17 protein-coding genes are annotated in these 18,437 nt (G+C 59.7%); 13 read left to right on the plus strand and 4 right to left on the minus strand.

Features of this window, described 5'->3' with window-relative positions:
• The first annotated feature begins 171 nt into the window (after positions 1–171).
• The gene (locus R0125_RS03545) at positions 172–435 is read left to right on the plus strand and encodes a hypothetical protein (protein WP_248181994.1); all 264 of its coding nucleotides are present in this window, start codon (positions 172–174) and stop codon (positions 433–435) included.
• Between the two features lie 128 nt (positions 436–563).
• Positions 564–863, plus strand: a complete 300-nt coding sequence (locus R0125_RS03550) for a hypothetical protein (RefSeq protein ID WP_248181993.1) — start codon at positions 564–566, stop codon at positions 861–863.
• 63 nt (positions 864–926) lie between these two features.
• On the opposite strand, the gene R0125_RS03555 is transcribed toward R0125_RS03550, so the two are convergent.
• On the minus strand, positions 927–3,134 hold the full coding sequence (locus R0125_RS03555; RefSeq protein WP_317237165.1) for a PhoX family phosphatase: 2,208 nt from the start codon (positions 3,132–3,134) through the stop codon (positions 927–929).
• Positions 3,135–3,444: 310 nt separating this feature from the next.
• Here R0125_RS03555 and R0125_RS03560 point away from each other — a divergent pair, with 310 nt between their 5' ends.
• The 4 genes from R0125_RS03560 to R0125_RS03580 all read left to right on the plus strand — a co-directional run bounded on the left by R0125_RS03560 (position 3,445) and on the right by R0125_RS03580 (position 7,975).
• Positions 3,445–5,085 carry a methyl-accepting chemotaxis protein gene (locus R0125_RS03560; protein WP_248182748.1) on the plus strand — a complete coding sequence of 547 codons (1,641 nt, stop codon included), beginning with the start codon at positions 3,445–3,447 and terminating at the stop codon, positions 5,083–5,085.
• A 67-nt stretch (positions 5,086–5,152) separates the two neighbouring features.
• Positions 5,153–5,512: a DUF4870 family protein gene (locus R0125_RS03565; protein ID WP_248182749.1), complete on the plus strand. Its 360-nt coding sequence runs from the start codon at positions 5,153–5,155 to the stop codon at positions 5,510–5,512.
• 475 nt (positions 5,513–5,987) lie between these two features.
• Positions 5,988–7,010 carry an OmpA family protein gene (locus tag R0125_RS03570; RefSeq protein ID WP_317237166.1) on the plus strand — a complete coding sequence of 341 codons (1,023 nt, stop codon included), beginning with the start codon at positions 5,988–5,990 and terminating at the stop codon, positions 7,008–7,010.
• Positions 7,007–7,975 carry a thrombospondin type 3 repeat-containing protein gene (locus R0125_RS03580; RefSeq protein ID WP_410797547.1) on the plus strand — a complete coding sequence of 323 codons (969 nt, stop codon included), beginning with the start codon at positions 7,007–7,009 and terminating at the stop codon, positions 7,973–7,975. The genes R0125_RS03570 and R0125_RS03580 overlap by 4 nt, the downstream gene beginning before the upstream one ends.
• Before the next feature lie 315 nt (positions 7,976–8,290).
• On the opposite strand, the gene R0125_RS03585 is transcribed toward R0125_RS03580, so the two are convergent.
• Positions 8,291–9,619 carry an MFS transporter gene (locus tag R0125_RS03585; RefSeq protein WP_317237167.1) on the minus strand — a complete coding sequence of 443 codons (1,329 nt, stop codon included), beginning with the start codon at positions 9,617–9,619 and terminating at the stop codon, positions 8,291–8,293.
• 131 nt (positions 9,620–9,750) lie between these two features.
• Between R0125_RS03585 and R0125_RS03590 the strand changes: the two genes are divergently transcribed.
• From R0125_RS03590 to R0125_RS03600, 3 genes are all read left to right on the plus strand, one after another.
• Positions 9,751–10,587, plus strand: a complete 837-nt coding sequence (locus R0125_RS03590) for a 23S rRNA (adenine(2030)-N(6))-methyltransferase RlmJ (RefSeq protein WP_317237168.1) — start codon at positions 9,751–9,753, stop codon at positions 10,585–10,587.
• An 84-nt stretch (positions 10,588–10,671) separates the two neighbouring features.
• Positions 10,672–11,856: a hypothetical protein gene (locus R0125_RS03595; RefSeq protein ID WP_317237169.1), complete on the plus strand. Its 1,185-nt coding sequence runs from the start codon at positions 10,672–10,674 to the stop codon at positions 11,854–11,856.
• A 12-nt stretch (positions 11,857–11,868) separates the two neighbouring features.
• The gene (locus R0125_RS03600; RefSeq protein WP_248182764.1) at positions 11,869–12,669 is read left to right on the plus strand and encodes a mechanosensitive ion channel family protein; all 801 of its coding nucleotides are present in this window, start codon (positions 11,869–11,871) and stop codon (positions 12,667–12,669) included.
• Between the two features lie 64 nt (positions 12,670–12,733).
• Here R0125_RS03600 and R0125_RS03605 read toward each other — a convergent pair whose 3' ends face one another.
• Positions 12,734–13,132 carry a DUF4168 domain-containing protein gene (locus R0125_RS03605; RefSeq protein ID WP_248182766.1) on the minus strand — a complete coding sequence of 133 codons (399 nt, stop codon included), beginning with the start codon at positions 13,130–13,132 and terminating at the stop codon, positions 12,734–12,736.
• Between the two features lie 262 nt (positions 13,133–13,394).
• Here R0125_RS03605 and R0125_RS03610 point away from each other — a divergent pair, with 262 nt between their 5' ends.
• The 4 genes from R0125_RS03610 to R0125_RS03625 are packed head-to-tail and all read left to right on the plus strand — an operon-like array spanning position 13,395 to position 17,433.
• On the plus strand, positions 13,395–14,873 hold the full coding sequence (locus tag R0125_RS03610) for a sensor histidine kinase (RefSeq protein ID WP_317237170.1): 1,479 nt from the start codon (positions 13,395–13,397) through the stop codon (positions 14,871–14,873).
• The gene (locus R0125_RS03615; protein ID WP_317237171.1) at positions 14,857–16,263 is read left to right on the plus strand and encodes a sigma-54 dependent transcriptional regulator; all 1,407 of its coding nucleotides are present in this window, start codon (positions 14,857–14,859) and stop codon (positions 16,261–16,263) included. Before R0125_RS03610 ends, R0125_RS03615 begins: the two co-directional genes overlap by 17 nt.
• A complete protein-coding gene (locus R0125_RS03620) occupies positions 16,256–17,161 on the plus strand; it encodes a DMT family transporter (protein ID WP_317237172.1) in 906 nt (301 codons plus the stop codon). The genes R0125_RS03615 and R0125_RS03620 overlap by 8 nt, the downstream gene beginning before the upstream one ends.
• Complete coding sequence (locus R0125_RS03625) at positions 17,158–17,433, plus strand: GIY-YIG nuclease family protein (protein ID WP_317237173.1); 276 nt, start codon at positions 17,158–17,160, stop codon at positions 17,431–17,433. The genes R0125_RS03620 and R0125_RS03625 overlap by 4 nt, the downstream gene beginning before the upstream one ends.
• Here the strand turns inward: R0125_RS03625 and R0125_RS03630 are convergent.
• Positions 17,411–18,304 carry an alpha/beta hydrolase gene (locus tag R0125_RS03630; protein WP_317237174.1) on the minus strand — a complete coding sequence of 298 codons (894 nt, stop codon included), beginning with the start codon at positions 18,302–18,304 and terminating at the stop codon, positions 17,411–17,413. The two genes, R0125_RS03625 and R0125_RS03630, sit on opposite strands and share 23 nt — an antisense overlap.
• Positions 18,305–18,437: the final 133 nt, after the last annotated feature.

An 18,437-nucleotide genomic window follows, 5' to 3' on the forward strand; every position in this document is an offset into this window, starting at 1 on the left:
AGTCATCAGGATGTGCCTTAACTTTATGTCGGACAATCTGACAGTGCAACATGGAGTGTGAAAACTGGTCGTTTGGGGCCATGGTTATGGTGTCAAAAATTGGAAACTGGCGAGGTGTCCGGTTTTGGGCCAGACTGATGATCGCCGGTCAAACACAGGGAAGCGCCAGCCATGGCTACAGGGAATTTCTCCAACGCGACGTCCTCAACGCACTGTTCTGTTCATCACTTGCTTCGCGAGTACCTGTCATCTGCGCGGTTGCTGGAGATTGTATATCGGGATGATGCGGGGCAGGTGCAGATCGTTCACGACAGTATCCGCGACCTGTTCAACCGTGCCGGTCGGGAGTTCGTGTTGATCGGTCGCGGTCAGCTGTTGCGGCTGGACCACATCGTGATGCTTGACGGGCTGGAGATATCAGGCGGGATCGGTTGAATGGCCATGGAGTGCTGCTAACTTGCTGTGAGAGTTAACAAAAGGGTAATGCCGGTGTAATTGCTTACCCCGGCCGTCGGCCATAAACTTGTCTCTGTTATATACATTCGCCAACGAAAGGACATGGTATGAACAAGCTAACTTTGAGTGCACTGGCTCTGATGATGACATTGGGTCTTGCCGCTTGCAGTCAGGAAGACGAAGGTGCCGATTTTGAGGAAGCCGCGGAAAACGCGGGCGAAATGATGGATGACGCAGGCGATTCCATCGAGGAAGGCGCTGAGGAAATGACTGGCCAGGATGAAAGCGCCATGGGTGAGCTGCAGGAAGGTGCAGAGAACGCGGGCGAAGAAATGGGTGAGGCGGCGGACGAAGCCGGTGATTCCATGGAAGAGGGCTGGGACGAGGTGACCGAAGACGATAAATAAGCCTTCGGACCTCAGCAAAAAAGCCGACCACTGCTGTGGTCGGCTTTTTTTATGCCTGCCAGGTCAGATAGCGATTTCGCCGCCGTCTTCCCGATAGATCACAATGGTTGCTGAGCGTGGGCGATTGTCGGCTTCACCGACCGCTGTTGCGTCGCCGGAGGTTGCCGGCCAGGTGCTGACGTCGCGGTTGAACTCCGCCGCCGATCCGCCTTCGCCCGGGTGCTGGACATTGATGAACAGCGAACGGGCATCGGCGGTCATCGTAATGCCGGTGATTTCACAGCCCCGGGGGCCTACCAGGAACCGCTTCAACTGCACCGCTTCGGCACTCTGTCCCACAAAGGTGGGGGTGGAAGCCTGATCACTGCTGTCGGAGGTGGTCACCGTGACGCTCTCACCGTCACCGACCGTGCCGGGAATGGCCACCAGCATCTGGTTGTTGGTGGTGCTGCGGATACCGCTGGAGCCGTCGTCTGTCTGAATCCAGAGCACGCCTCGAGGATCAATGAACAGGCCATCCGGACTGGAGAATTCGTTGTCTGCGGTCAGGCCGGACACATTGAAGTCGGTGCTTGCGTCGGCTGACGCTCCGAACAGGAAGATATCCCATTCGAACGCCGTGGCGGCATGATTGGCGTTGTCCTCTTTCCAGCGAATAATGTGCCCGTTGGCATTGATCGCGCGTGGGTTGGCGCCATCCAGCTGGTCTGCCGGCCGGTTGCTTGCGTTGCCGTTGGTGAGGGTGAGATAGACATCGCCATTGAGCGGGTTGACGGCGGCCCATTCTGGTCGATCCATTGGAGTGGCGCCGAGCACGTCGGCAGCGAGGCGGGCGCTGGCCAGAACCTCGGCCTGATTCTGGAAGTCAAAATCCAGACTGGTGGTGTCATCCAGTTGATAAGTCTGGGTACCGGCCAGTTCCGGGTTGTCGATGCTCAGCGCCTTCCAGGATCCGGAGCCATCCTCATTGAAGACTGCCACGTAGAGCGTGCCCTCATCGAGATACTTGTCGCCAGCGACCAGCCCCGCATTGGCGTCGGCCGGATCCCAGGCCACCGCAGAAACATACTTGTACATGTATTCGCGGCGGGAATCGTCGCCAGAATAGATCACCACCGGCTGGCCAGCTTTTACCGGTGCGACCCAGGCACCTTCGTGAGAGAAGCGGCCGAACGCGGTACGCACCCGTGGCTTCTGGGCTGGCCGGAAAGGATCAACCTCGGTGATATAGCCGTGAGCATTGGCTTCGTTGCGGAAGTCATCAGTGGCAGAGGCGCCCATGGCGGAAATGTCGAAGCGGGCGTACTGGTCGCCAGAGACCAGGTCCCACTGGCGGTAGGCCCAGGCGGCGCCGATCCCGTAGCGCGCCACCCAGGCCTTTTCCTTGTCGGACAGGGCGTCGAGTTCGGCCGTCTCCAGCGTAGCAAAATACGCGTACCAGTTTTCCTCGGCCGCCAGGTAGGTGCCCCAGGGGGTGTAGCCATTAGCACAGTTGTTCATCGTGCCGAAGCGCTTGCTGCCGTCTGGAGACAGCCGGGTTCTGACGAAATCGGCACCGGCGACAGGGCCCTTCATGTCCATTTCTGTAAAAATGGTGAGCCGGCGGTTGTAGGGGGAGTCGAGCACCACAGACCATTTACCGTCGGTTTTTCTGACCTCGACGCAGGACACGCCATGCCCGCCCATTTCGCGGTCGACGATTTTCTTCAGGGTAGCCGCGTCACTGGCGTCGATAGCGTCCTGTTTTGCAGTGGTGGTCTCGTGGAGCGTCGTGTCCTCAAGGTTTTCATGATTCAGTACCAGAATGCCGCGGTCCGAAACAGTGGCGTCGTACTGGCCGTTGCTGTTCAGTCCGAAGAAGTGCATGCCGTCGTGTTCATCGCCAGAGCGATTGTCATAGTCCACGTCTGTGCCGTCATTGCGGAATGGGGCCAGCCCGCTGATCAGCGGATCACCCTTGGCGTAGAGCACGTCAGCACGGTAACCCTCGGGCACAATCACCCTGTCCTCGAGGCTGGTGGGCACGGCGCGGAACCCGAGCTTGTTCGGGGCGACGGTGAGACCGCCCGTATCTGCCGGCGTACCGGCACTGCCACTGTTGCTGCTGCGGCTGCCGCCACAGGCGGCCAGGCCAAAGGCGCCGAGAACGCTGACGGTGGCCGCCGATGCCGTTCCGGTCAGCATTCTGCGGCGGGAAAGCCTGGCGTTGATGATCTCCTCAAACGGACGGTTATTGCTGTTGTTGCTGTCCTCAACCGGATGGTGCCCCATCTCTCTCCTTGGTCTCTGATTAAAAAATGATGCGGTAAAAGAGTTCGCCCCTTTGGCCGATTTATATGGATATGAGGGGGCTCATCGGAGAGCATCCGTGAGTTTTGTGACACCCGGGGTTCAGGCCGGTGACAGAACGGTAAAAGATTTTTGACAGGATTCTGCCGGGTCGTGGCTGCCCTTTCGTGCTGCCTGGCCGGCGGTAAAATCAACTAAAGTCTCAGTTATTAAAACGGTTCGATTGGTTACTCTCGAGAGGGGCCTTCAGTGGCATGCAGTATTCATTGATAACGATAAAAACGAGGTTGCCATGGGATTACTTGCGCGTCCTGTGCTGTTGGTTGGGCTGGCTATCGGCTTGTGTGTTGCCGTTGGCGCCGCATTGATATCGCCGTTGATGGGACTGGAGTTCGTGTCAATGCTGGTGGGTGTGATCGTGGGGCTGGTCGCCGCTTCGGTTTACCTAGTGTTGCGGGTGCTGGAACCGGTTGAGCTCGGGCTGAAAGCACTGGATTCCGAAGAGCTGCCGGCCAAGAGCCCGCTGCATGGCCACTGTGAGCGCCTGCTTGCAGATGCGCGGGCGGGGAGGGCGCTGGTGAGCACGCTCTCAGGCAGCGCCGACAAGAACGCCATTTCCGCCGCCCAGGTGTCGTTTGCGGCCGATCAGCTCAAGCTGCGCCTGGACAGACAGGTCGAAGAAACCGCACAGATGGCCGATTACACGGGCCAGATCACCGAGACCGTGCGGGAGTCGGCGCGCCAGGCAACCGATGCTGCCGCTATGGCGCGGCAAGCCAGCGAGATCAGCGCAGAGGGCCGGCAGTCACTGACCGATGCCATCGAAAGCGTGCGTATGGTGCATCAGCAATCCGGTGAGAATCTCACGCTGATTCAGGAGCTGAATGAGAAATCCAATCGCATTCAGGGCGTGACCTCCACTATCCAAGGCATTGCTGAACAGACCAACCTGCTGGCACTGAATGCAGCCATAGAGGCTGCTCGGGCCGGTGATCAGGGGCGGGGATTTGCGGTCGTCGCAGATGAGGTGCGACAACTGGCGGGGCGCACCGCGCAGGCGACCAGCGAAGTGGCAGAAACCCTGCAGGAAATCCGCACGGACACCACCCTCATCGTATCCCGAATCGAAGATCTGGCGCGCAGTGTTGAGGTGGGGCTCACGTCTGTTGAGAGTGTTGGTGAGCAACTGGATCAGATCCGCGACCAGTCCGACCAGTTGCGGCAGCGGGTTGTCAGCATCGCGGAAAGCGATCAGCACAACGAGCAAAGTCTGGAGCGCGTGTACGGCGCGATCGAGACCGTGCGCGACCAGATTTCCGAGAGTGATCAGAGTGTCGTCTCGCTGGCGGAGCAGGCCGCAACGCTGATGGAACTGGCGGAGCAGGCAAACGCGGCCTTTGCCCTGAACAGTGACGCCAGTTACCACCGTTACTTTTACGAGCAGGCGCGGGCCGGGGCAGACCGGATCGGAAAACTCCTTGAAGCGGCCATTGGCGAGGGAAAGATCCGAGAAGGTGCGTTGTTCGACAGAACTCGCACGCCGATTCCAGACACCTGGCCACCAAAGTTTTCCAGCGCGTTCGACCAGTTTACCGACCAGCAATTGCCACCTGTACAGGAGCAGGTCAAGGACTCACATGATTCGGTGGTATTCGCCATCGCCACGGCACCAGACGGTTATGTGCCCACTCATAATCGGGATTTTGCCCACGCTCCAACAGGTAACCCGGAGGCGGATCTGGTGAAGAGCCGCAGCAAGCGTATGTTCAACGATCGCACCGGAGCCCGTTGCGGCAACCACACCCAGGACATGCTGCTGCAGACCTACCGCCGCGACACCGGCGAAATCATGCACGACCTTTCCGTACCAGTGTTCGTGAACGGCCGCCACTGGGGTGGGTTCCGGGTCGGCTACCGTCCGGACAATCACTGAGGTTTAGACGTTCCGTGGCTGCCAGCCCGGTGGTAGACTCGCGGTAATGACCCGATAGGAGCACCCAGTGGCTGACCACGACTTCATTCCCGCCGATTCCGACCCCGTTGCACGCCGCACCGATCCTGCTCGCAACCTGGCCGTGCTGGTTTATATTCTCCAGGGCTTGTTCTTCTTCATCGGGATCACCGCGTTGATCGGGGTGATCATCAATTACGTTAAGATGGACGACGTCGCCGGCACCTGGATTGAGTCCCACTTTCGCTGGCAGATCCGCAGTTTCTGGATCGGGCTGTTGTGGCTGGTCATCGGCACGCTGACCGCACCGCTGATCATTGGCTGGTTCTTTCTGCTCGGCATCGCCATCTGGTTCATTTACCGGATCGTCAAGGGGGCCCTGGCGCTCAACGATGGCAAGTCGTTGTGAGGGTGTCAGGGGTGTCTTTATGGGCCAGCTCCGTTGATCCAGGTCAATTTTTGATAACATTCCAGAATTAGTTTTGATAATTCAGCAGTCGCTGAGATGAATGATTCAGTGACGAAATAATGACGTTTGTCCTCCGTCCTCGTTTGCCTCTGTCCAAGAGAGAGCGTCGCGTTTTTTAAAATTCATGCAATTCAATTGCATGGGAAGATCACTCTTTTTTCCTTTCAGTCATCCTTTTGATCAACGCTCACTCCGGAATCCGTCACTCAAAAGTGTCATTGCTTTGTTGACGCCATTTTTCGGCGTCCGGACCAAGCTTTTACTAATTTCTCTCCTATACTTTTAAAGGTTTTGTTCAGAGTGACGACATGTCAGCTTCCACGGTATCGTGAGATGGAGAACATCAGGAATGCGGAATCCAACGAAAATCCCTGCCCTATGGGCTACTGGCTTATGTATAACCCTTGTCCCCGGTATGGGTCTGGCTGCAGACAGCATCCAGCACACCCGTGAGTTATCCGTGATGGGCGTCTACATCGATCCCGACAGCGACCGAACCGATGAGTACGGCTCTGCGGTCAGAGCCATCTACGGCGTCCGTCTGGATAAGCACTGGTGGTTCGAGCCCCAGGGTTTTGGCGGCGTGATTGAAACCGGTGAATCCGGGTTTACCGACTATTACCAACAGGGATTGGGCGCGGACATCAGCTATCGCTTTTTCGGCGACAACGAGTTCTCGCCTTATGCGCTGATCGGTGGAGGCGTTTCCCGCAATGACGTGGCCAATAATTCCTCCAGTGAGTTTGGTGGGTTTGCCAATGCCGGCCTTGGCTTGCTGACATCTCCGCTGACTCAGTCCGGGCTCCGTATCCGCGGTGATGCCCGCTACTTTTACGACTCCTTTGACAGTGGGCAATCTGATATTCACTTCAGTCTGGGGCTGACTGTGCCAATTGGCGCGGTTCGCCGGCAGATCATTGAGAAAACCACCATTGTCGAGCGCGAGGTGTTGGTCGAGAAGGACTTCGCCGATTCCGATTCCGACGGCGTTGTTGATGGCGTGGATCAGTGTCCGAATACCCTGCAAGGACTGGAAGTGGACTCCGTGGGTTGCGTTAAGACCGACAGGGCGCAATCCGTGGTCCTGCTGGGTGTGACCTTCGATTTCAATTCCGACCGCTTGACCGCCAATGCCCGGGATTTGCTGGTTCGCACGGCGGATGCGCTCAAAGGGCAGGCCGATCTCCGGGTGGAGCTGGCTGGTCATACCGACAGTGTGGGCGCCGAGGAATACAACCGTGAGCTCTCCCAGCGCCGCGCCGATTCGGTGCGCGATTATCTGATCGATCTTGGTGTCTCTCCGGACCAGATGCGTGCCAACGGTTATGGTGAGTCACAGCCGGTGCGCGGCAACGATACCGAAGAAGGACGCGAACGGAATCGTCGCGTCGAATTCAACGTGATTTCCCGCGGAGCTGGCACAGGAGCGACACAATGAACATGAACGGATTCAAGTGGTATTTGGCTTTGTTGTTCGCCGCAACTCTGGCGCTGGGCGGCTGCAAGTCGGACAGTACTGGTGGCTCGGACGGTGCCGTCGGCGGAGATCTGAGTGCGGCAGACAGCGATGGCGATGGCACCCCGGACGTGACGGACAACTGCCCACTGGTGCCGAACGCCAATCAGGCAGACCAGGACGGTGACGGCGTGGGCGATGCCTGTGATGTGGATATTGATGGCGACGGCACAGACAATCCGTTTGACCCTTGTCCGCAGGACCCGGACGACCTGTGTGATCCCGCTGACGATCCCCGTGACACTGACGAGGACGGTGTTCCCGACTCGACGGACAACTGCCCTACCGTTGCCAATCCGGGTCAGGAAGATACCAATACCGATGGCGTCGGCGACGCCTGTACCCTGGCAGACGGCGAAGACGAGTACGCCTGCGGATTGGGCGTTGATGACCCCTTCAAGCCTTTGGTGAATGGGCCGGACAACGTCGTTGTCGCCAATGGAACGATCGGCGGCCTCTGTTTGGCCTGTGCCGTTCAGAATCCCGATAACGCAGTTGACCAGATTCTGACAAACTCAACGTCGTTGATTCTGACGGCGAACGTGGGTGGCAGCGTTACGTTGAATATCGAGGATTCGTTTACCTACCCGGCGCCGAACCGGCTCGGCATTGCCCTTAGCGGTTCGGGGGGAAGTTTGGTGAGTCTGGCTTTGCTGGAGGACGTCACCATCCGCACCAGGCTTAATGGCGTCGTGCAGGAGACTTTCTCCGGAACGGAGGTGTTGACTCTGGACTTGCTGGGCTTGTTAGGAGACGCGGCGGCTGCCTTTACGCTGGCGGATACCACGCTGGCGTTCAACGCTGTGGATATTCAGTATGGCGGATTGCTCAATGTCGTTGGCGAGCTGAATGTGATCGGCGCCTGTGCCAGTACCACCGCGCTGTAGGCGCGCAGGTACGGCGCGTTTGCAGTCAGAGTAAAAAACTGAAAAACCCGCATCACGATGCGGGTTTTTTTCAGGGCGCTGAAAACCCTCCGGCGCCATCAGGCAATCCGGCTCTGGTTTAGAATGTAAGCTTCGGCACACAGGGCACCGGTCATAGTGTTCGCGCGTCATCGCGTACCAGCCAAAGGCCGTATGGATCAGCCTACTGGTTTGCACGTCCACCACACCGGGCATGGAGTTCTGCTCGTGGTTGAATGTTACTGGACCGGGGCAGCAAAACATTGATCCTGGTGATTCAGTTCATGGTTTTCTTGGTCAATCGTTGGTGACTTCCCGCAGGCGCATGGCACTGAGTGCCCCCGCCAGGCCCATCAGCCCCAGGGTCACAACGACGGCAATGTCTGAAGCCAGTGAAACAAGTGCTGTGAAGCCGCCGATGACGAGCAGCAGAACACCGATGACCGTGTTACTCACCGCGGTGTAGTCGGTGCGTTTGTTGCCCCCGGCCATGTCAATCAGATAGGTTTTGCGGCCCAGGCGAACGCCGGCATGGGCTATGCTCAGAATAAAAAAAGCCGCTGGATAGAACCAGGTCGTGCCGGTTCGTTCGCCTGCAAACAGGGCAATCACGCCCACCAGAAGGCACACAGCGCTGGCCATCGAGGCACCGCGGATCATCACCCGTCGGCTGGAAGTGTCCGCCATCCAGCCCCAGAAGCTGGCACTCACGGAACTGGCCAGGCTGCTTGCCAACAGGAAAACACCCAACAACCAATCGTTGTCGGCCTCTTTCTGCGCCAGTACCACGAAATAAGGGGCGCCCAGGGCCGAACACAGCAGCAGGGCCCGGGTGATAACGAAATGCCGGAAGGGCGCGTCGTCTCTCAGCAAGTACAGACTGTTGAAGGCCTCACGGATGGCGTTGTCACCGCCGTCGGTTTCGCCTTCATGTTCCTGAATATTGGCAAACAGTATGCCGGCGATGATCCAGAGGCCGGCGGCGAGCAACAGCAGCACGGTATAGAATCCGACGCCAGGGTCGCCCCGGTCCCAGAACAGTAGCGCTGTCAGTACCACTGTTGCGGTGCCGCCGATGGTTGTGGCCAGCCCGGACAACCGTCCGCGGCGGGTTTTCGGAATGCATTTGCCCTGGATATCTTTCATGGAGACGGAGCAAAAGCCCCGGGCGAGGGAAAACGCGACCAGCGCGGCGATCAGGCCGCCGCCGGCCACATAACCCTCGAAAAACCAGATGCTGCCGGCCATAGCCACAACGCTGATGGCCTGGCCGACACTGCCAAGGGTCCAGAACCATTTGCGTACGGGCTTGCGTCGCACCCATGCCGCGATGACCATCTGTGGCACCATGGATCCGGACTCCCGGATCGGAACCAGCCAGGCCACCAGCGCCGGCGCGCCCACGGCGCTCAGCAACCAGGCCAGCACGGTCTTTGGGCTGATCAGCAGATCACCGAGTTTGGTCAGTACGTTGCTGGCCAGAATAAGAAAGAAATTACGGGGCACTTCCCGACACGCTTCCTCGGGAATGTCTTTGCAGACTCTTGCGTCTTCCTCGTTGGCGATCAGTGCGTAGAGCTGCTCTGTGGCATTGCCGGATCTGGCTGACGTAGCTTTCGCGGACAAGGTTGTCTCCAATGAATGCGGGGTTGCTGGCATCATAACAGGGCCAACGCCTGGGCCCCAGTTGGCTTGCCCCCCTGAGGATGTTCGGGCCTAATGCGTGCTAACGATGATGAACGGCCACAGGATGCTCCATGCTCAGTTACCTACACGGCTTTCACGCCGGCAATTTTGCGGATGTCCAGAAGCACGCCGCCCAGGTGCTGGCGTTGCGCATGATGCAGGCCAAGCCGGGCGGGATTGCATGTTTTGATACCCACGCCGGCAGTGCCCTTTACGATCTGAGCAGTGAACGCTCCCGTAAGACTGCCGAGGCGGACCAGGGCGTGCAGAAGCTCTGGGCGGCTGGATTGTCTCTGGGTGATGACTGGCAGCCGCTGCTGGCCGTGTTGACGAAGATGAACCCGCCCGGCTTGCCCTTGCGTAAGTATCCGGGTTCACCGGAGTGGTTCCGGCGTTTCCAGCGTGCCCAGGACGCGTTCACCGCCTTCGAACTTCATCCCACTGAGGGCGAGCAGCTGTCGGACTGGGCCGGGCGTGGTCAGGTCCGCGTCTTCCGTGAGGATGGTCTGCGGGGGTTGTTGCGGCAGTTGCCACCGCCGGCGCCGCGGCTGTTGGTGTTGATGGACCCGTCCTACGAAATCAAATCCGACTATCAGCAGGTGGCCGATACTCTGGGGAGGGCCTGGTGCAAATGCCGCCATGGCGTCTATCTTGTCTGGTATCCGATATTGACGACAGGCCATGAGCAGGTGCTGAAACGTGCGGTGGTGGACGGTCCGGTAAAGCCGGTGCTGTGCAGTGAAGTGCACCTTAAGCGCCCACCCACCAGAGGGATGGTCGGCTCCGGGATGTTGGTGGTGAATGCGCCATGGGGTTTTGAAGAGCGCCTGGCGGCGATGTTGGCCGAGGTGTCGGGTGAGGAAGCGCTCGACGTATCGACCTCGATGAACTGGCTGGTGCCGGAATAAAACCCGTTTTGCTGTATGGGAGTGCTCCGCTTGGCGAATGATGCCTTACACCAAACGATCCTTCCGGAGTTGCCCGGTGGGTTGATGCCCATTGAAGAGTGGCGGCTCCCTGAAACCTCCGTGCACCGGTCCATCAAGGGCGCTGTTCGGAACGTCTGGGGCCAGCTTCGCGCCGGTATCGCGCCGGATAATGAGGCCTTCGACAGCCTTGATGACCTGCCCGTGCTGTCGCAACTTCAGTTAGAGCGGTTTGCGCCGGATCGGGATTACGCGCGGATGGCCATGCTGTTACTGGCGTCTGCCGAGGAAAGTGCGGCGGACAACCCGGTGACGTTTCTGGTGGCGCCGCCGTTCTCGGGCATACACAAGGCGTTGCAGGTGCTGGCGGACGATACGCATGGCGCCTCCCGTCGACTCATTACGCCCCCGGATAACCTGCTGTTGTCTGCGGGAGACGCCCGGGCCTGGTGGGACGCCTGCGATCTGACGCAGCCCTGGGTGATTCCGGAACTCTCGGCATTCTGGCTCCGCCATCGCTCGGGCCTCGAACTGATCCGGGAGCTGCTGAAGCGTGTCGCCGCCGGCCGTGCCGGCGAGGGTTTGGTGGGCTGTACCAGCTGGTGTTGGCAGTTCTGGAGTCATTGCCTGCCGGACGCCCGTTTTAAGGCACTGACACCGGCTCCCATGCACGGGGAGCTGCTTGGGCACTGGCTCAATGACCTGGCATCCCGGCGCAATCGGCAGGGCGTGGTGGCGCGTATGTCGGACAGCGGGCTGTGGGTTCTGCCCGCTGCCGCGGATCAGCTCGATGAAGGTCAGAAGTCTGCCAGTTTCCTTCGTGATCTGGCCGCACTTTCCCGGGGTATTCCCGGTGTGGCCCTGGCAATCTGGCAAAAGGCCTTGCGGGCTCGCCCGGACGAGGAGCAGCAGGCACGCGACAGGCAGGATGATCATCATCCGGCGACCCGGCCGGCGTGCTGGGTCGCGCCGCTGGAAAAACTCAGCCTGCCTTCGATGCCGGTCACGGTGGGGCGGGGGGCGGCACTGACCCTGCACGCGTTGCTGCTGCACGACGCGCTCAATGAAGACCGCCTTGAACTGGTCACCGGGTTGACCGGGCATGAAGTGGCTCTGGTGTTGAATCGGTTGCGGCGGGCCGATCTGGTGGCTTTCCAGGAGGAGGGGGCCAGGTGGCGGATCACCCCGCTCGGTTACCCGGCTATTCGGCGGCAATTGCAGAGCGACGGTTTCCCCGTCGATCCGTTTTGACAGGAGTACAGCATGGGTGACCTTGGTCTGAGCGCGGCCTTTTCCGATATAACTGTCGATGCACTACTGGAGGCCCTGTTTCTGGTGGTGCTGGCGTCCGCCGTGATCATGGTGGTGCAGAACCTTGTGCCGCGGGTGGCTCATCAGCTCGGTGGCAAGGCACGATTGTATCTGCTGGCGTCGGTGCCACTGGTTCGGCTGCTGGTGATCATTGTCACCATCGTGCTGGTGGTTCCGGTTCTGGTGGAGCCGTCGTTCGAAAACATGATTGCGATTTTCGGCGCCCTGGCGCTGGCCCTCGGGTTTGCCTTCAAGGACTACGCCAACAGCCTGATTGCCGGCATTGTGACACTTTATGAGATGCCTTATCGTCCCGGAGACTGGATCGACGTAAATGGCAAATATGGCGAGGTAAAGTCCATCGGTACCCGTTCTGCGGAGATCGTGACACCCGACGACGACGTGGTGATCATCCCCCACAGCACGTTGTGGACGGCGTTGATTGCCAACGGAAACGACGGCTCCGATAACCTGATGTGCGTCACCGAGTTCCACGCTGAACCCCATCATGACGTCCGCGCGATTCTGGATACACTGCGAGACGTTGCCTTCACCAGCCCCCTGGTCAAAACGCAGCAGCCGGTCAGGGTGTCGGTGCAGAACAAGCCTTACGGGATGCAGTACAAAATCAAGGCCTACCCGCTCGACCCCCGGGATCAGTTCCGTTTCAAGACGGACCTCACCATGCGCGGGTCGGAAGCGCTCGCTGCGGAAGGGGTGCGGCTGGTATCGGTACCCGTTGCAACGGTCTGACCGGGCACAAAAAAATCCCCGCCGGAGCGGGGCTCTGGGCTGACGCTGATGGCAGGTGGACGGCTTACATCAGTGCGTCTACGCGGTTACGCACTCTCGGCTCGCTGTTGTAAGCCGTGGCGATCGCGTTGTAGGTCGGAATGTCGAGGCCGGAATCCTCGATCACGCTAACCATCTCATCGTTGGCTTCCATCTGTAGTTCCTGAGCCTGCTCCTGAGACTCTGAATCCTCGATTTTCGCCATATACTCGTCACGGATGCTGTTGATGCCGGCTTGTGCCTCAACAAATTTCTTCAGCTCCGCGTCGTTATAGTTGGTGCTCTGGCTGCCCGCCGCGGCCGGATCGCTGTAGCCTTCCTGGCCGGTCTGGGCCGGCTCCTGTTGCTGGCTTTGCTGTGCCAGCGCAGGACCGGCTGCGAGCAGTGCCATGGAAACCGTCAGTGATGTGAGTAGTTTGTTCATAGCGATACTCCTTTCCTTTGGTTGAGGGCTGTCTACCCGACCCGTGCCGGGCTCAGCCACTGGTATTCATCGTTGCCGTTTCAGCGAATGGCTCTTCGTGCTCTGAGTCTCTTCACATGGCGTGCCAATCTCTTTTAAAAAAATATAACCGCATTTAAAACAATAGTTTATAGGTTTTTCAGTGGTTAATTTTGTGTAAAGGAGGTTGTGGCTAAATGCCACATGTGGCAAAAATGTGTGACATTTTGTCGGAGTGACCGTTATGCAACGCCCGGTACTCAAGGCGGGGAGAATGTTCCGTTCTCTGCGCCTGACGCTGGTTCTCAGTATCGTGGTGCCGCTCATGCTGTTCAGTGGCCTGGCGATATACTTCGGCCTGACTGCGGTTGAGCGGAACCTGAATGAGCGTCTCCGTGAGGACCTTGAGCTGGTGTCCAGAGCGGTCAGTGGCCCGCTCTCCAGAGCTATGTCGGAAGGTGACGAGATCGTGATGGGTGAATCACTGGAGTCCATCTTCCGGATCGGTCGTGTGTACGGTGCCTCGGTTTTTGATGACGCGGGCAACCAGGTGGCCAGCCTGGGCGTTGCCGACAGTGACGTCCGTAGCAGCGAGAGTGCAGAGCGGGTGATTGCCAGCGGTGAACTGGGCGGGGCATTCCGCCGGGTGGATGGTGAATCCGTATTTTCCCAGTTCACCCCGTTGGTGGCTGAGGATGGCCGCATTCAGGGCCTCTTGCAGATTACCCGCAAGCGCAGTGATTTCCACAAACGGGTGGCTTCGAGCCGGCTGTGGGCCGTTATCATCTGGTCCGCCCTGTCGCTGTCGGTGATTCTGGTGGTCGTGCTTGGCCATTACGGCGCGGTGGGTCGTCACGTCAGTCGCTTGCTGGAAATCATGTATGGCATGGAGCCGGGCAACTGGCGTGTGGATGAACCGGCCGGCGGTCCCCGCGAGCTGCGACAGATACACGAAGGCTTGCAGGATATGGGCGAGCGTATGACCTCGGCAGAGCAGGAAATCAGTGAGCGGGTCATTCGCGAGCGGGAACTGGCGGAGCGGCTGGAGTACCAGGAAAAGGTCGCAATGATCGGCCGGGTGGCCGGCGGTGTGGCCCACGAACTGGGTGCCCCTCTGAGTGTTGTGCAGGGGCGCGCCAATATCCTGCGACGTGAAGGCCTGCAGGCTGGTCAGGATCGCCACTTGGGTGATATCGAACATCAGGTGGAGCGGATGACGCTGATCATCCAGCAGTTGCTGGACTGTTTTCGCCATGTGCCGGATTCAAGGCGCACCACGGACCTGGCGGCGGTACTACGGGACGTCACACGGCGACTCGGGGATGACCCCAAATGCAGCGCCACCTGCGTGAAGACCCATGGGCTGGACCAGCTGGCAGAGATCAAGGCAGAGCCCACTCGGCTGGAGCTGGCCTGTCTGAATGTCATTCGCAATGCCTGCCAGGCGAGTCAAACCCTCGTCGAGGTGTCGCTGCTGCGCAGGGACAAGCAGTGGGAAGTGCGAGTGGAAGATGACGGTCCGGGCATCGCCCCGGAGGTACGGGAGCGTGTTTTCGAACCTTTCTACAGCACCCGCCCTGCCGGTCAGGGCACCGGCCTGGGTCTGGCAGTCGTGGGTAGCGTTCTGAAAGAACACGGTGGCTACGCGGAGGTTGGCGAAAGCCAATACGGTGGTTGCTGCATGAGTCTGCTCTGGACGGAGGTAAATGCCGATGAACTCTGACCTGTCTTCGGTCCATCAACCCACCATTCTGCTGGTGGAGGACGATGCCAGCCTGCGCGCGCTGCTGGCGGAAGAGCTGGAACTGGATGGCTACCGGGTGGAAGTCGCGGCCACGGCAGAGGAGGCTCAAACCAAGGCGCGGGCCAGCATGCCGGATCTGATCGTATCGGATCTGCGACTTCCCGATGACGACGGTCTGTCGGTGCTGCGGGAGCTCCAGGCGGCGGGACGTTCGGTGCCCTTCATTATCATCACCGCGTTCGGTACGGTCGATCAGGCGGTGGATGCCCTGAAGGCCGGTGCAGATGATTTCCTTACCAAACCGCTGTCGACCGATCACCTGCGGCTGAAAATCAGACGTTTGTTGTCCCAGGCGGCAATCACCAGTGAGCTCGCCCGATACAAATCCCGCAGCGACGACGACGCGTCAATGGGGTTGGTGGGTAACAGCGCGGCCATGCGCCGCTTGCGCACGGAAATCCGCCAGGTGGCACGAAGCGGTGCCGCGGTTTTGATCAATGGCGAGAGTGGCACCGGTAAGGAGCTGGTGGCCCATGCCATTCATGATGAGAGCGATCGGAAAGCCCGGCCCTTTCTGCCGGTCAACTGTGCAGGCATTCCCCAGGAATTGATGGAAAGCGAGTTTTTTGGTCACGAGGCAGGCGCGTTTACTGGTGCCAAACAGGCGCGTAAGGGGCTGTTTGCGGAGGCGAACGGTGGCACGCTGCTGCTGGATGAGATCGGTGAAATGCCGCTGGCCTTGCAGGCAAAGCTGTTGCGCGTGCTGCAGGAAGGCACGATCAAACCTGTGGGTGCTGATCACGAGGAGTCAGTGGATGTGCGCATCATCGCGGCGACCCACGTCAATCTGCTCAAGGCCGTCGAGGAGGGCGCGTTCAGGGAGGATCTGTATTACCGGCTGGAAACACTCGCCTTGTTGGTCCCGCCGTTAAGAGACCGGGACGACGACGTCGACCTGTTGTCGATGCATTTTCTCCGTGAGGCGGCCCGCCGCCATAACCGCGGGTTCATGCGCTTGAGTGAGGTGACATCACAAACCCTGACGGATTACCCATTTCCCGGTAATGTGCGGGAATTGGGCAGTGCCATCGAGCGGGCTGTGACCTTCTGTGACGGTGATGTCATCCAGCCCGAGCACCTGCCGGCACGGATCCGGAAGCGCCAGGCGGAACCGCCGTCCGGAGAAACCGATACCCGTTCCGGCAACCTGGCCGAGTGGCCAACCCTGGAGACGGTGCAACAGGGTTACGTCAGCAAAGTCATCAAAGCGGTGGATGGTAACAAGCGCAGGGCGGCCCAGATACTCGGGGTCAATCGCCGCACGCTTTACCGCTGGCTCGACGCCGAGTCGGGAGAGAGCAATGCCTGATCAGAAGCAGGCCATGCTTTACGGGTTGGCCACGGTTTTGCTGTGGTCGACGGTGGCCACCGCGTTCAAGCTCTCGTTGCGGGACCTGTCGCCGGTCCAGATGCTGGCGATCGCCTGTTCGGCATCGGTGCTGGTCATGGCGCTGATTCTGGTGGCTCAGAGGCGATGGCATCGGGTGTTCGAACTGTCCGGCAGGCAGTATCTGCAATCTGTGGGAATGGGGCTGATCAATCCCTGTCTCTACTATTTTGTGTTGTTCGGAGCCTTTGACCGCCTGCCCGCCCAGGAGGCGCAGCCACTGAACTACACCTGGGCACTGGTGCTGGCTTACCTGTCGGTGCCCTTTCTCGGTCAGCGCCTGCGACGACTGGACGTGGTGGCGGGCCTGGTCTGTTATGCCGGGGTGGTGGTCATTGCCACCCGTGGTGATGTGCTGTCGCTGACGTTTTCCGATCCGCTCGGCGTCGGGCTGGCCATCGGCAGCACGGTGATCTGGGCGTCTTACTGGATTATCGCCACCCGGGATACCCGAGATCCGGTGGTGGGGCTGTTTCTCAACTTTCTTTGCGGGCTGCCGGTGATCGTCGCTGTCTGTGCGCTGACCGACGGCTTTGATGTTGCGCCGGGCACCGCGATGGCGGCGGCGGTTTATGTCGGGGTGTTCGAGATGGGCATCGCCTTTGTGCTGTGGTCCTACGCCATGAAAAAAGCCGAGAACACTTCCCGTGTGAGCAATCTGATTTTCATCTCGCCGTTTCTGTCTCTGGTGTTTATTTCGATGATTCTGGGCGAGGTGATCCTGCCATCAACTTACGTGGGGCTGGTGCTCATTGTCGCCGGGCTTTGGGTCCAGCAGCACAAAACCCGGGCAAAGCTGGCCGGAGTGAGCGGTTCATGAGCCGCTGGCATCTTTACATGGTGCGGACGGCACGGGGTGCGTTGTACACCGGTATTACCACCGATGTGGCGCGACGGTTTGCCGAGCATCAGGCCGGAGCGCCGAGGGGCGCCCGCAGCCTGAGGGGCAAGGGACCGCTGGAACTGGTGTTCTCGGTAACGGTGAACGATCGCAGTGTTGCCTCCCGGCTGGAGTGGCACCTCAAACAGTGGCCACGAGCCCGCAAGGAGGCGCTGGTGCGGGGTGAGATTACCTTGCCTGAGATTGGCTGATGTGGCTGGCGATGACCTTAATGGCGTCGGTTGCGCGGTCAAGCTGACCGGCGTGCACCTGGAACACGTGCCAGAGGCTGTTGTAGATCTCGAGATTTGTGTCGACACCCTGTTGCGCGGCGCGATCCGCGAGACGCCGGGCATCGTTGAGCAGAATCTCTTCGCTTCCCGCCTGGATCAGCAGCGGTGGCAGGCCGTTGAGATCGCCAAAAATCGGTGAAATGAACGGATGGGTGCGCAACTCCTGCCCGCAATACAGGCGCGCAGCCTTGTCGATCCAGCGGGGCTGCAGCACCGGTTCGCGTTCCGGCGAGTACAGGTGCTCGTGCGTGAGGTCGACCCAGGGCGACAACACCGCGAGTGAACCCGGCAGTGGCCTGCCCTTGTCTCGCAGCCTCATGGCCAGCGCAATAGTCAGGCCGCCACCGGCTGAATCGCCGGCGATGGCGATGGACGCGGGATCATGACCCTCCGTCAGAAGAGCTTCATAGGCTGCCTCGGCATCCTCCAGTGCGGCGGGAAACGGGTGCTCCGGAGCCAGTCGGTAATCGGGCGTAATGACGGCGCGTTCGCTCGCTTTGGCGAGATGGCCGGTCAGGCCGCGATGGGTCGAAGACGAACCGATGATGTAGCCGCCGCCGTGCAGGTAAAGCACGATGCCTGTTCCGGGCTGCCCGTGCTCGGTACGAGTGGCCGGTATCCCGCCGATACTGACGCTGGTGAACCTGCTGGCCCGGGGTGGAACCGAACTGCGGTAAGCCTGGGCAATCAGGGAACGTTGCAGGGAGACTGGCAATGCCGGGTGAAGCCATGGGCGGATGATTCGGCACATGGTCTGGCGCAGGCTGGCTTCAAGCACATTTTGCAGCATGGATTTCTCCGTGAGAATGATCAGGTTCTGCCCGTGATGAGACGGTGGTGTGCTAACCTAGTGCCGAACGCTCATGTGAGCAAGGGGCTTCAGGGCCATCAATACGACACATTCATGACAAGCGTGTAACTCT

This window comes from Marinobacter sp. M-5, from assembly GCF_032911545.1.
GTDB classification, from domain to species: Bacteria; Pseudomonadota; Gammaproteobacteria; order Pseudomonadales; family Oleiphilaceae; genus Marinobacter; species Marinobacter goseongensis.

Coding starts and splice junctions, on each gene's coding strand:
- R0125_RS03545 (WP_248181994.1), top strand. CDS start 172: ATGGCTACAGGGAATTTCTCCAACGCGACGTCCTCAACGCACTGTTCT.
- R0125_RS03550 (WP_248181993.1), top strand. CDS start 564: ATGAACAAGCTAACTTTGAGTGCACTGGCTCTGATGATGACATTGGGT.
- R0125_RS03555 (WP_317237165.1), bottom strand. CDS start 3,134: ATGGGGCACCATCCGGTTGAGGACAGCAACAACAGCAATAACCGTCCG.
- R0125_RS03560 (WP_248182748.1), top strand. CDS start 3,445: ATGGGATTACTTGCGCGTCCTGTGCTGTTGGTTGGGCTGGCTATCGGC.
- R0125_RS03570 (WP_317237166.1), top strand. CDS start 5,988: ATGGGTCTGGCTGCAGACAGCATCCAGCACACCCGTGAGTTATCCGTG.
- R0125_RS03580 (WP_410797547.1), top strand. CDS start 7,007: ATGAACATGAACGGATTCAAGTGGTATTTGGCTTTGTTGTTCGCCGCA.
- R0125_RS03590 (WP_317237168.1), top strand. CDS start 9,751: ATGCTCAGTTACCTACACGGCTTTCACGCCGGCAATTTTGCGGATGTC.
- R0125_RS03595 (WP_317237169.1), top strand. CDS start 10,672: ATGCCCATTGAAGAGTGGCGGCTCCCTGAAACCTCCGTGCACCGGTCC.
- R0125_RS03600 (WP_248182764.1), top strand. CDS start 11,869: ATGGGTGACCTTGGTCTGAGCGCGGCCTTTTCCGATATAACTGTCGAT.
- R0125_RS03605 (WP_248182766.1), bottom strand. CDS start 13,132: ATGAACAAACTACTCACATCACTGACGGTTTCCATGGCACTGCTCGCA.
- R0125_RS03610 (WP_317237170.1), top strand. CDS start 13,395: ATGCAACGCCCGGTACTCAAGGCGGGGAGAATGTTCCGTTCTCTGCGC.
- R0125_RS03615 (WP_317237171.1), top strand. CDS start 14,857: ATGCCGATGAACTCTGACCTGTCTTCGGTCCATCAACCCACCATTCTG.
- R0125_RS03620 (WP_317237172.1), top strand. CDS start 16,256: ATGCCTGATCAGAAGCAGGCCATGCTTTACGGGTTGGCCACGGTTTTG.
- R0125_RS03625 (WP_317237173.1), top strand. CDS start 17,158: ATGAGCCGCTGGCATCTTTACATGGTGCGGACGGCACGGGGTGCGTTG.
- R0125_RS03630 (WP_317237174.1), bottom strand. CDS start 18,304: ATGCTGCAAAATGTGCTTGAAGCCAGCCTGCGCCAGACCATGTGCCGA.